11 protein-coding genes, 1 tRNA gene and 1 pseudogene are annotated in these 12,065 nt (G+C 73.1%); 7 read left to right on the forward strand and 6 right to left on the reverse strand.

Features of this window, described 5'->3' with window-relative positions; translation table 11 throughout:
* The first annotated feature begins 110 nt into the window (after positions 1-110).
* Positions 111-1,220, forward strand: coding sequence for an acyl-CoA desaturase (locus J3P36_RS00135; protein WP_210505183.1), 1,110 nt, complete (start codon positions 111-113; stop codon positions 1,218-1,220).
* Here J3P36_RS00135 and J3P36_RS00140 read toward each other — a convergent pair.
* The 4 genes from J3P36_RS00140 to J3P36_RS00155 all read right to left on the reverse strand — a co-directional run bounded on the left by J3P36_RS00140 (position 1,202) and on the right by J3P36_RS00155 (position 4,403).
* Positions 1,202-2,482 (reverse strand): FAD-dependent oxidoreductase, encoded by a 1,281-nt coding sequence (locus tag J3P36_RS00140; RefSeq protein WP_210505185.1) that lies wholly within the window; start codon positions 2,480-2,482, stop codon positions 1,202-1,204. The genes J3P36_RS00135 and J3P36_RS00140 overlap by 19 nt on opposite strands.
* A 61-nt stretch (positions 2,483-2,543) precedes the next feature.
* The gene (locus J3P36_RS00145) at positions 2,544-3,008 is read right to left on the reverse strand and encodes a glyoxalase superfamily protein (RefSeq protein ID WP_210505187.1); all 465 of its coding nucleotides are present in this window, start codon (positions 3,006-3,008) and stop codon (positions 2,544-2,546) included.
* Positions 3,009-3,020: 12 nt separating this feature from the next.
* On the reverse strand, positions 3,021-3,845 hold the full coding sequence (locus J3P36_RS00150) for a hypothetical protein (RefSeq protein WP_210505189.1): 825 nt from the start codon (positions 3,843-3,845) through the stop codon (positions 3,021-3,023).
* Between the two features lie 42 nt (positions 3,846-3,887).
* Positions 3,888-4,403, reverse strand: a complete 516-nt coding sequence (locus J3P36_RS00155; RefSeq protein WP_210505191.1) for a sigma-70 family RNA polymerase sigma factor — start codon at positions 4,401-4,403, stop codon at positions 3,888-3,890.
* 128 nt (positions 4,404-4,531) lie between these two features.
* On the opposite strand from J3P36_RS00155, the gene J3P36_RS00160 reads away from it, so the two are divergent.
* From J3P36_RS00160 to J3P36_RS00170, 3 genes are read left to right on the forward strand one after another with little or no spacing between them, the layout of a single operon-like run.
* Positions 4,532-6,127, forward strand: a complete 1,596-nt coding sequence (locus tag J3P36_RS00160) for a succinic semialdehyde dehydrogenase (RefSeq protein WP_307806891.1) — start codon at positions 4,532-4,534, stop codon at positions 6,125-6,127.
* 10 nt (positions 6,128-6,137) lie between these two features.
* Complete coding sequence (locus J3P36_RS00165) at positions 6,138-6,953, forward strand: SDR family oxidoreductase (protein WP_307806892.1); 816 nt, start codon at positions 6,138-6,140, stop codon at positions 6,951-6,953.
* Between the two features lie 32 nt (positions 6,954-6,985).
* Positions 6,986-8,371, forward strand: a complete 1,386-nt coding sequence (locus tag J3P36_RS00170) for a sulfatase (RefSeq protein ID WP_210505193.1) — start codon at positions 6,986-6,988, stop codon at positions 8,369-8,371.
* Between the two features lie 70 nt (positions 8,372-8,441).
* On the opposite strand, the gene J3P36_RS00175 is transcribed toward J3P36_RS00170, so the two are convergent.
* Positions 8,442-9,815 carry an HNH endonuclease signature motif containing protein gene (locus tag J3P36_RS00175; RefSeq protein WP_210505195.1) on the reverse strand — a complete coding sequence of 458 codons (1,374 nt, stop codon included), beginning with the start codon at positions 9,813-9,815 and terminating at the stop codon, positions 8,442-8,444.
* A gap of 135 nt (positions 9,816-9,950) precedes the next feature.
* A pseudogene (locus tag J3P36_RS00180) lies at positions 9,951-10,716 on the reverse strand (SDR family oxidoreductase).
* Between the two features lie 237 nt (positions 10,717-10,953).
* Here J3P36_RS00180 and J3P36_RS00185 point away from each other — a divergent pair.
* From J3P36_RS00185 to J3P36_RS00195, 3 genes are all read left to right on the forward strand, one after another.
* Entirely contained in the window at positions 10,954-11,268 is a 315-nt protein-coding gene (locus J3P36_RS00185) for a hypothetical protein (RefSeq protein WP_210505197.1), read from the forward strand.
* Positions 11,269-11,281: 13 nt separating this feature from the next.
* Positions 11,282-11,355: transfer RNA gene (locus tag J3P36_RS00190), tRNA-Pro, on the forward strand.
* A 412-nt stretch (positions 11,356-11,767) separates the two neighbouring features.
* The gene (locus J3P36_RS00195; protein WP_210505199.1) at positions 11,768-12,049 is read left to right on the forward strand and encodes a metal-sensitive transcriptional regulator; all 282 of its coding nucleotides are present in this window, start codon (positions 11,768-11,770) and stop codon (positions 12,047-12,049) included.
* Positions 12,050-12,065 lie beyond the last annotated feature (16 nt).

Genomic DNA, 12,065 nt, shown 5'->3' on the forward strand with positions numbered 1-12,065 from the left:
CTCGACTTCGCGCTAGGCCTTTCGGCCCTACCGGTCAACCCTACGGAGGTAGGGGGTGAACGGCTCCCCGGAGGGACGACCGGGCCTTCCGCGCTCCGTAGCGTGGCCACATGACCACGATCACCCCGAGCACGTTCCGGCCCACACAGCCGCGGACCGTGCGTGCCGGACGAGCGCAGGATGCGCACACCAGCGACTACACGGCCCTGGCCAAGGAGATCAAGGCCGCGGGCCTGCTCGAGCGCCGGCCCCGTTGGTACGCGGTCCGCACCGTCGTGCTCGCCGCCGCCGTCGCCCTCGGCTTCGTGCTGCTCTTCACCCTCGGTCAGACCTGGTGGCAGCTCCTCGTCGCCGTCTACTTCTCGGTCGTCTTCACCCAGATCGCGTTCCTCGCCCACGACAGCGCCCACCGGCAGATGTTCGAGTCGGGCAAGCGCAACGAGTGGTTCTCACGGGTCATCGGCAACCTCTTCGTCGGCCTCAGCTACGGCTGGTGGATGACGAAGCACTCCAAGCACCACGCCAACCCGAACACCATGGGCAAGGACGGCGACATCCGCCCCGGCGCGATCATCTTCACCCAGGAGGACGCGGCTCCGGTCAGCGGCCTGCACGCCAAGATCATGGCCAAGCAGGGCTGGTTCTTCCTGCCGATCCTGCTGCTCTCCGGCGCCGACCTGCACGTCAGCGCCGTCAAGGCCGTGCTCGGCGCCGAGCCGGTGAAGCACCGCGTGTCCGAGGGGATCCTGCTCGCGATCCGCCTCATCGGGTTCCCCGTGCTCGTCCTCCTCGCGCTCGGCCCGGTGCTCGGCGCCGCGTTCCTCGTGGTCCAGGTCGCCGCGTTCGGCCTCTACATGGGCGGCAGCTTCGCCCCCAACCACAAGGGCATGCCCCTCATCGGCGAGAACGAGAAGGTCGACTTCCTCCGCCGCCAGGTGCTCACCTCGCGCAACATCAGCGGCCGCTGGGTCGTCCCCACCGCGATGGGCGGCCTCAACTACCAGGTCGAGCACCACCTCTTCCCGAACATGCCGAGCGTGAACCTCCGCAAGGCCCGCCCGATCGTGCAGCGCTACTGCGCGGACCTCGGCGTGCCCTACACGGAGACGACGTTCCTCCAGTCGTACGGCATCATCATCCGCTACCTGCACAAGGTCGGCGTCAAGTCGGCGGACCCGTTCGACTGCCCGCTGGCCGCCACCTACCGCGCGGCGGCCTGAGGCGTCACCGGCAGCGCCTCCGCGGTCCGCACGTGCTCGGGGAGCACCCCGAACGCGAACACGGACGGGATGACGCGGGTGATCGGGCTGTTCCGCAGCGCCGTCCGCACCGCTGCGGGCACCTGATCCGGGTCGAAGCCCCGGGTGAGGATGCGGGCGATCACGCCCTTCTGCACGAGCAGCTGGATCCGCTGCGTGACGACGGTGGGCAGCCAGCGCCGGCGCTGCACCCGTGCCAGCAGCGCCGGGTTGAGGGTCCGCTCGAACCGCAGGGCGTCCGCCTGCGCCCGCCGGAGCGGCCCGGCGAGCAGGTTCGCGGCGGCGACCGCGTCCTGCACGGCGAGGTTGATGCCGACTCCGCCGACGGGTGACATCGTGTGCGCGGCGTCGCCGATCGCGAGGATGCCGGGCGCCCACCAGCGGCGCAGCCGGGTGATCGACACCTGCAGCGTGCGCACCTGATCCCAGTCGGTGATGGCGTCGACACGGTCGGCCGTCCACGGCAGCACCGCGGCGACCCGCCGGCGGAAGGCGGGGATGCCCTCGGCACGGACCTCCGCGTCCGCACCCGCCCGCACGAGATAGGCGACCTGCCAGTAGTCGTCCCGGTTCACCGCGACGCCCATCGCCCGGTCGCCGACCATGCCCGAGAGCCCCTCCTCGTCGCCCTCATGGCGCGGCAGCCGGAACCAGAGCACGTCGAGGGGCGCGTCGAAGTCGTGCAGCCGGGCGCCGATCGCCGCCCGCATCGTGGACCGGCGGCCGTCCGCCGCGACGGTGAGCACGGCGCGCAGCTCGTGCTCGCCCGCCGCGTCCCGGTATCGGACGCCTGAGACCGCGCCGCCGCTGCCGCGCAGGGGCCCGAGGACCTCCGCGGCGCGCAGCAGCCGGAAGGAGGGATAGCGCTCCGCGTGCCGAACGAGCAGCTCCAGCAGATCCCACTGCGGCGCCATCGCGATCTCGTGGAACGGCGCCCGCGGCCGCACGCGACCGAGGTCCGCCTCGAGCAGCGGGCCCCTCGGCGTGCTGAGCCGCAGGGACGGCATCCGGCCCCGCACGATCCCCTGGAACTCGTCGAGCAGGCCGAGCTCGTCGAGGATCTCCTGGGTGCTCGGATGCACGGTGTCGCCCCGGAAATCCCGGAGGAAGTCGGCGTGCTTCTCGAGCACCGTGACCTCGATGCCGGACCGGGCGAGCAGCAGCCCGAGCACTACCCCGGCGGGCCCGCCGCCCGCGATCGCGACCGTCGTCGGCTCGCTCATGCGCCGATCATGGCCTCGCACCCGCCCGCGCGCCAGAGGCGCCCGCCATGGCGGGCGCCGGTCAGCTCCAGTCGGGCAGCGCCGCCCGCTCGGCGGGGTCGAGCGGCTCGGTGAGTCGGAGGGTGTTGCCGAACGGATCGGTGAGCGCGAGCAGCCGAGCGTTCCACGGGACCTCCTCGGGCCCCTGCACCCACACGGCCGGCCCGAGCACCGGCACGTGCCGACGACGGTCGTCGAGGCCTGCGCGGTACGCGTCGAGCCCGGTGAGCCAGAGGTCGACGGTCGACCCGGGGGAGGGCTCGTAGGGGCGCTCGCTGAGGTGCAGGGAGGTGGCGCCGCGGCTGACCTGCCCGAACCAGAGGGAGTCGCCGCCCTCGACGGGGTCGCCGAAGTCGACGGTGAACCCGAGGAAGTCGCGGTACCAGGCGAGCGCCGTATCGACGTCGAAGATGCGGAACACCGGGATGGTGACCGACCGCGCGCCCCAGGGGAGAGGTGACGGCGGAACGTCCGCTGTGCTGCTCATGCTCGCCCGTGCCTACTGAAGGGTGATGGTGGTGAGGGGCCCGCCCGCGTACTGGGGAGCGCCGCCGTCCTCCGGGGTGAAGGGGACGATCGCGGAGACGCCGTAGGTGCCGGGGGCGAGCGGCGGGAGGTCCTCGCGGAACGACTCCGACTCCTCGTCAACCGTGTCGCAGCGCACCGTCGACAGAGTCGCCGGGAGGTCCATCGACTCGCCGGGGTCGAGGTCGACCTCCATCGCGATCTGGATGACCGGGCCGTTCGAATGCCAGACGGTGATCCCGTTCTCGGACACCGTGACGGCGGGCCGTGCGCCGGTCCAGCCGACCGCACGCTCCGTTCCCGTGTTGGTAAGGGTCACCGTGCCGGCGACCTCCGCGCCGTCGGCGGGCGCGGTCTCCGGGAAGCGCGGGGTCGCGACGAGACCGGACTCGACGGGCGCCAGCTCCGCGAGGGGACCGGCGCACCCGTTCACCTTCTCCGGAGGAGCGAGGCTGATCGCGCCGCCCGCCGCGTCTCCGCCCGCCGCGGGGCCGCCGGCGGCAGGGCCGGTGCCGGGTTCGGGCTCGCCCGGGGCGACCGGGTCGGCGGGGGTCGTCATCACCTGTCCGTCGCGGGGTGGCACGGTCGCGGCCACGAAGACGGTCGCGCCGGCGGCGACCACCACGGTGGCGCCCACGCCGGCGGTGATCAGCTTGCGGGTGCGGCGGTGCCCGCGTGACCGGGACAGCACCCGCGACACGTCGAGGGCCGAGGCGGAGGGCGCGCCGCCCGCCGCGGAGCGCAGCAGGTCCCGCATCGCCGCCTCGTCGCGGGCGCCGGGCTCGATCTGGTCGTTCATGAGGATCTCCTCGGGGTGGGTCTGGGGTCGGGTCCGCGCCGGTCAGGGCCGGCGGTCGAGGGTGCTGGGGGAGGGACCGAGCGCGTGCGCGAGCTTCACGTGGGCGTCGCTGAGGTAGCGCTTCACGGTGCCCGGGCTGATGCCGAGCCGCTCGGCGATGCCGTCGACGGGCAGGTCCTCCCAGTAGCGGAGGACGACGCAGGCACGCTCCCGCGGGCTGAGGCGCCGCAGCTGATGCTGGACGTCGAGGCGCTCGTCCCCGGGGCCGGCGGTCTCGTCGCCGGTGGCGGCGAGATGACGGATGGAGCGCCAGCGGCTCGCGCGCCGGGTGCCGTCGAGGAACCCGTTGAGGATTGCCCGGCGCACATACGCCTCCGCCGCCGCGGCGCTGAGGTCCCCGCGAGCCCGGCCGAAGGTGCGGACGAGGGCGTCCTGCACGAGGTCGGCGGCATCCTCGCGGCTGCCGCAGAGCAGGTAGGCGTAGCGCAGCAGCGCGTCGCCGCGCTCGGCGACCAGGGTCGCCGCCACCTCCTGCCAGCCGGGGACGGTCGTGCTCATGGGACTCCTTCGGGAGAGGGACGGCGATGTCCGCGTCCATTCTCCTGATCCCTAGAACGAACGAGCGGGTCGAAAGGTTGGGGTCGGTGCTCGGGAACCCGGGGATCGGGTCCCGGTAGCGTGAGCCTGTGACCGACACCGCCGTCGCGCCCTCGGTGCGCACCCCGCTCGATCCGCGCTCCTCGCTCGGCCCCGCCGTCGCCGGACGCCTCGCCGCGCTCGTCGGCGCGGCGCCCGGGCGCCCGCGTCGCACCTCCTTCGCGCCCTTCGACGGGTCCCCCCTCGGCGAGGTGCCGCTGTCGGACTCGGCGGACGTCTCTCGCGCCGTCGAGGGCGCGCGGGCCGCCCAGCCGGCGTGGGCGGCCCTGCCGCTGCGCGAGCGCGCGGCCGTGCTGCTGCGCTTCCACGACCTGCTGCTCGACCGGCAGGAGGGCGTGCTCGACATCATGCAGCTCGAGACCGGCAAGGCCCGGGTCGACGCGTTCGAGGAGCTGGAGGACGCCGCCATCACGGCCCGCTACTACGCGCACAGCGCCTCCCGGCACCTCCGCCCCCGCCGCCGCCAGGGCGCGCTGCCGCTCCTCACCGCCACCACGGAGCACCTCCGGCCGAAGGGCGTCGTCGGCGTCATCAGCCCCTGGAACTATCCGCTGACCCTCGCCGTCTCCGACGCCGTCGCCGCGCTGATGGCCGGCAACGGCGTCGTGCTGAAGCCCGACTCCCAGACGCCGTTCACCGCGCTCGCCGCGGTCGAGCTGCTCTACGAGGCGGGTCTGCCTCGCAACCTGTTCCCCGTCGTCTGCGGACCGGGCGCGGAGATCGGGCCCGCCCTCATCGGCGCGGTCGACTACGTCATGTTCACGGGGTCGACGGCGACGGGCCGGACGATCGCCCGGCAGTGCGCCGAGCGGCTCATCGGCTTCTCCGCCGAGCTCGGCGGCAAGAACCCGCTGCTCGTGCTCGCGGACGCCGACCTGCACCGTGCCGTCGAGGGTGCGGTGCGCGCCTGCTTCGCGAACTCGGGCCAGCTGTGCGTCAGCATCGAGCGGCTCTACGTGGTCGACGAGGTGTACGACCGCTTCGTGCCCGCCTTCGTCGAGGCGGTGCGGAGCATGCGGATCGCGACCGGCCTCGGATGGGAGGCGCGGATGGGGTCGCTCGTCAGCGCGCAGCAGCTCGAGACGGTCACCCGGCACGTGGACGACGCGACCGCGAGGGGCGCCCGTGTGCTGACCGGCGGACGACCGCGGCCGGACCTCGGCCCGCTCTTCTACGAGCCGACCGTGCTCGAGGGGGTGACCGACGAGATGCTGCTCGGCCGCGACGAGACCTTCGGGCCCGTCGTCGCGGTGCACCGGGTGCGCGACGAAGCGGAGGCGGTGGCTCGTGCCAACGACTCCGACTACGGCCTCAACGCGAGCGTGTGGGCCTCGTCCCGGACCGGGCGGCGGGTCGCCGCACTGCTCCGCGCCGGCACGGTCAACGTGAACGACGGCTACGCCGCCGCGTGGGCCTCGCACGACGCGCCCATGGGCGGGATGAAGGACTCGGGCGTCGGCCGCCGGCACGGTGCGGAGGGCATCCGCAAGTACACGGAGCCGCAGACGGTCGCGGTGCAGCGGCTGCTGCCGATCGGCCCGTTCGGCGGGATGAGCAACGAGCAGTACGCGCAGACGATGACCCGGGCGGTGCGGGTGCTGAGGCGCCTCCCGTTCCTCGACTAGGAGCGCGGCCGTGGGAGGAACCGCCCTCCGGGACAGCACCGTGCTCGTCACCGGCGGGGGCAGCGGCATCGGCCGCCTCATGGCGCTCGGCGCGGCCGGTCGCGGCGCGCGGGTCGTGATCTGGGACCTCGACCGGGCGGCGGGGGAGGGCGTGCGCGACCGCATCCGCTCGCTCGGCGGGACCGCGCACGCGTTCGAGGTGGACGTCGCCGACCGGGAGCAGGTGCGCGAGGCGGCCGCGGCGACCCTCGCGGCGGTCGACCGGATCGACGTGCTCGTGGGCAACGCCGGCGTCGTGACCGGCAAGCGCCTGCTGGAGGCGACCGAGGAGCAGATCGCGCGCACGTTCGAGGTCAACGTCCTCGCCCTCTACTGGGTGGCGCGCGCCTTCCTGCCCGGCATGATCGCCCGCCGCCGCGGCACCGTCGTGACGATCGCGAGCGCGGCCGGCCTGATCGGCGTCGCCCGGCAGACCGACTACTCGGCGAGCAAGCACGCCGCGGTGGGCTTCGACGAGTCGCTGCGCGCCGAGCTGCGGGCGGATCGCACCGGCGTCCGAACCCTCGTCGTGTGCCCGTACTACATCGACACCGGCATGTTCGCGGGCGTCCGTACCCGCTTCCCGCTGCTGCTGCCGATCCTGCAGCCGAAGCGGGTGGCCGTTCGGATCCTCGACGCGATCGAGAGCGGCCGCTCGCGCCTGCTGCTGCCGCCGTTCGTGCGCCTGCTGCCCGTCACGCGCCTGCTGCCCGTCCGGGCGTTCGACGCGCTCGCCGACCTTCTCGGCGTCAACCGCTCGATGTCGCGGTTCACCGGACGGCGCTAGCGGGTCGCGGCCGTGGGGAGCAGGATCGGGGCATGCGGGGGCCGCGGCCGAATCTCGTCCTGATCGTCGTCGACGATCTGGGCGCCCGCGACCTCTCCTGCTACGGCTCGACCTTCCACGAGACGCCCCGCATCGACGCGCTGGCCGCCGAGGGGATGCGGTTCGAGCAGGCGTATGCGGCCTCCCCTGTCTGCTCGCCGAGCCGGGCCAGTCTGATGACCGGCAAGTATCCGGCACAGGTGGGCATCACCCAGTATCTCGGCGGCGCGAGCGTCGGCCGGCTGGCCGACGTGCCGTACTTCGCCGGACTTCCCGAGAATGAGTACACCCTCGCGCGGGCGCTGCGCGCCGAGGGGTACCGCACCTGGCACGTCGGCAAGTGGCACCTCGGTTCCCGGCAGCACTGGCCGGAGCGGCACGGCTTCGATGTCAACGTCGGCGGGTGCGACCTGGGCTCCCCGCACACCTACTGGAGCCCGTACGGCATCCCCACCCCCGCCGACGGCCCCGAGGGCGAGTACCTCACGGATCGGCTGACCGACGAGGCGATCGCCCTGCTGCGGACGCCGGACGAGCGCCCCTTCTTCCTCAACCTCTGGCACTACGCGGTGCACATCCCGCTCGAGGCACCCGCCGACGTGGTCGCCCGCTTCGAGCGGAGGGCGGAGGAGCTCGGCCTCGATCCCGAGCCGCTCGAGCCCGGCGAGGAGATGCCGGCGTGGCACCTGGCGGGCGAGCGGGTGATGCGCCGGCGCTATCAATCGCACCCGGTGTACGCGGCGATGCTCGCCAACCTCGACGCGAACGTGGGTCGGCTGCTCGACGCGCTCGAGGAGGTCGGGCAGGCGGAGAACACCCTCGTCGTCCTCACCTCCGACAACGGCGGGCTCGCCACCGCGGAGGGCTCGCCCACCTCGAACGCCCCGCTGGCCGAGGGGAAGGGGTGGTTGCACGAGGGCGGGGTCCGCGTGCCGTTCCTCGCCCGCTGGCCGGAGCACCTTCCTGCGGGGACGGTGTCCGACCTGCCGCTCAGCAGTCCTGACCTCTACCCGACCCTGCTCGGAGCTGCGGGCGCCCAGCCCCGGCCCCAGCAGCACGTCGACGGGGTGGATCTCCTGCCCGCGTGGACCGGCCGGCACCCTCCCGACCGACCCCTGTTCTGGCACTACCCGCACTACTCGAACCAGGGGTCGACGCCGGGCGCGGCGGTACGGGACGGGCGCTACAAGCTGGTCCGGTTCTTCGAGGACGGACGGGAGGCGCTGTTCGACCTGGACGCCGACGAGGGGGAGCGGCACGACGTGGCGGGCCGGCACCCGGGCATCGTGGAGCGGCTCGGGCGTCTGCTCGACGGCTGGCTGGAGGACGTGGGCGCGGAGATCCCGCGGCCGAACCCGTACGAGCGCTTCCGGGACTGACCGACCAGTGGCGCGGCGTCTCGCTGCGCCGAGGCGTCGCCCGGCGTCGGCCGAGGGGTGCGGTCTTCGGTCAGGCGGTGGGGAGGAGGTGCCGCCCAGCGCGTCGGGGCGTCTGGCCGGCGTCGATCCACGGCGGCGGGACGAGGTGCGGCACCCCGTCGAGCATCCGGAGGGTCCAGCCGTCGTTGTCGAACCGTCGATGATGGAAGCGGCAGAGCAGCACTCCGTTGTCGAGGTCGGTGGGCCCGTGCGCCCACCACGGCTTCACGTGGGCGGCCTCGCACCGCGCGGGCGGTTCCGGGCAGCCGGGCCAGATGCAGCCCCCGTCGCGGAGGGCCAGCGCGAGTCGCTGGTTGGTGGCGAAGAGTCGCCGGCGCTCGCCGAGGTCGAGCGGCTCGGATTCCCCGCCGAGGACGACGGGGATGATGTCGGCCTCGCAGGCGAGGCGACGGGCGGTGGCGGCGCTGATGGGCTCATCGCTGCCGAAGATGGTGGCGCTGCCGACGCCGTTGACGAGCGCGTCGTAGCCGACGGTGACGAGCATCGTCACCGCCGTGCCGGACAGATCGCCGTCATCGTGCTTGAGCGCGTCGTGGCAGATGGAGACCAGGGCGTCGTAGCGCTTCTGGTCGGTCGTGCGCTCGTCCTCCACCGCCCGGTCGGAGTCCTCCTCACCCTCCTCTTGGAAGGAGACCTGCCGCCGGGGCGCGACGCGCGCCTCCAGCGCGGTGAGGATGAAGCCGGCGCCCTCTGCGTCAGGGGCGATGATCCACAGCGGCAGGCCGTCCCTGTGTTTCGCGAGCCGGAAGGCACGGCGCCTGTGCAGCGTCTCCTCCCGCGGTTCGACGCCGTCGGGGTCGAACCGGTCGAGGACGTCGCGGCAGTAGCGGGCGAAGAGGGCGAGCGGCATGTCGACGGCCTCGGCGGCGAGCACGGCTTCGAGCTGAGCGAGGGTGACTGAGTCGACGCGAGGGGCGAGCGCCTCGAGGGTGCGGACCGCGGTGCGGGCGGCGGCGATGTCGATGCTCCCGGCGTCGAATGCGGCCGCGATGACGGGATGCGGGCTGTCGAGGGGCTCGCCCGTCAGGCTGGTGCGCCGGGCGAGGTCCGTGCCGACGCGGCACCATTCGACCGCGCGGGAGAGCGGGACGTGTGCGGCCACCGCGACGGCCGCCGCCGCGGACTTCTCGCCGATCCGCTTCGCGAGCGGCTCCTCGACGCCGCGCGCCGATCGCACCTCGACCTGTCCCGCGAGATGCGCTGCGACCGCCTCGGCCAGATGGACGACGGCTCCGATGCGCTCCAGCAGCTCGAGGACCGCGGCGTCCGACAGTCCGGCCAGGGCGTCGGCGATGTGCTCGTCCCCTCCGGTGGCCGACAACTCCGCGAACCGGGCGGCGAGCGCCGCCGCCTGCTCGGCGAGGGTGTCGGACGGGTTCGTCATGGGAGTGATTCTCCTGGTAGCCACCGACATTCACCCGTGTCGGAGCGTACTTATCCACACCCTCCGCCGGCGATGTCGGAGAGGGTGGCGGAGGGTCCGTTCCGGCCCGTCCCACTGCGGCGGGATGTCCCGCCGTCAGACCGGCAGCCGCCCCCGCGGGAACCCGCCGTTGCTGTAGAGCAGCTGCCCGTTGATCCAGGCGCCGTTCTCGGAGAGGAGGAAGCGGACCAGGTTCGCGGTGTCCGCCGGCGTGCCGAGCCGTCCGGTCGGCTGCGCCCGGATCGCGCTGTCGCGGATCTCGTCCTTCATCCAGCCGGTGTCGACCGGACCGGGATTGACGACGTTGGCCCGAAGGCCGAGATGCCCGAGCTCGTGCGCGGACGCGAGCACCAGGCGGTCGAGGGCGGCCTTGGTCGCGCCATACGGCAGGTTGCCGACCGTGTGGTCGCTGGTCAGCGCGACAACCGAGCCGCCCGCGGCGGGGAGCTGGCGGGCGAACGCGGCGACGAGCAGCCAGGGCGCTCGCACGTTCACCGCATAGTGCCGGTCGAAGCTCTCGACCGTGGTGCTGAGGGTGTCGGAGTCGACGCTCTCGGTTGAGCAGATCACGAGGGCGTCGAGCGAGCCGAGCGCCTCCGCAGCACGCGGGACGAGCGCCGCGGCCTCGTCGGGGTGCTCGAGGTCGGCGGGCAGCAGCTCGACGCGCACGCCGAGATCCCGCAGCTCGTCGGCGATCCGCTCGCTCGGGGTCGTCGGGCGCGCTCGGGAGGCCGAGCCGCTGGTCGTAGGGGGTCCAGTAGGAGAGCGCGAGGTCCCACCCGTCGGCGGCGAGCCCGGCGGCGATGCCCGCCCCGATGCCCGCCCGCCGTCCCACACCGGTGATCAGAGCAGTCGAAGTCACCGCACCATGGTGGCATCGACGCCGGCGGGCGCCGATCGGTCGGAGGCTCTCCTCCTCGGGACCGAGCGGGCTGAGCGGTCGGCACTGCGTGCGGATGATCGTCCTCATCCTCGGGGATGAGATGCATCGAAACGGCAGGTCGCGGCGCCCTTTCGCGCTCTACCGTGGCGGCATGCCAGTCACCCCGTTCCCTCCCGCGTCGCAGTCCACGTTCCGTCGCGTCGACGAGCCCCGGCGATGAGTGCCCTGCTCGGATCCAGCGCCATCGGCGCGATCGCGTCGCTGCTCACCGCGGCGGCGCTCGTGCTCGTCACGATCATCGTCGTCGGTGCGCTGACGGTCCTCGGCGCCGCCGTCCTTCAGTCGGGGAAGTCCTTCCGGCGGAAGTCGTCTCGCCGTCCTCGCCGCGCCGAGTCCGCCGCCCGGCTCGCCCGCCTGGCGACGGCCGGAGCGGGTGCACGCGCGACGGCCGAATCGAGGAGGGGCGCCGACACGGAGCTCCGTGCGCCGGGGGCTCCGGGAGCCGGTAAGCTATCCGAGGTCCTCGGCTGAGCCGGGGCAGCCACGGGCTGTGGCGCAGCTTGGTAGCGCACTTGACTGGGGGTCAAGGGGTCGCAGGTTCAAATCCTGTCAGCCCGACCGGCACGAAGAAGGGGTCGTCCATCGGACGGCCCCTTTCTTCGTGCCACGAGTCTGACGAAGGGCCCCCGCGCCGAGGGGCCTCGGGCGCCGCGCAGCGGCGTCCGGGCGAGCTGCGGGGACGCAGCCCGACAGGAGGTCGCAGAGCGGGACCGGATTCCGAGAGATCGGGGTGCGGTCCCTTTCTCGTTCTCGCGGTCCGACGCCAGTCCTGACGCCAGTTCGCGTCGCGGCCCCGCTCCAGTGCGACGACGTTCCGTATGTCTCAGTCGCCTCGTTCTCGTCGCTGATGTTTCGGCCCGCGGCCGCCGCGGGTTGCGGCGACGCCACCGAGAGTGGCGACGTGCGTACCCCCGGGGGGTACCTGTGTTAGGGTCGCAGTACCCCCAGGGGGTATTGAAGGAGGAGCCGGATGGTCGGGTACAGCGCAAGCAAGGACGAGCTGCTCAAGCGCCTTCGCCGTGCGGAGGGTCAGGTGCGGGGCATCCAGCGGATGGTGGAGGAGGACGTCTACTGCATCGACGTGCTCACGCAGGTATCCGCCGTGACCAAGGCGTTGGAGAACGTCGCCCTCGCTCTGCTCGATGATCACCTGGGCCACTGCGTCGCTGAAGCGAGCGCCCAGGGCGGACCCGTGTCCGACGAGAAGCTCCGGGAAGCGTCTGCGGCGATCGCCCGTCTCGTCCGCTCCTAGCGCCCCTGATTCACAC

The organism is Naasia sp. SYSU D00057 (assembly GCF_017916505.1).
GTDB lineage: Bacteria > Actinomycetota > Actinomycetes > Actinomycetales > Microbacteriaceae > Naasia.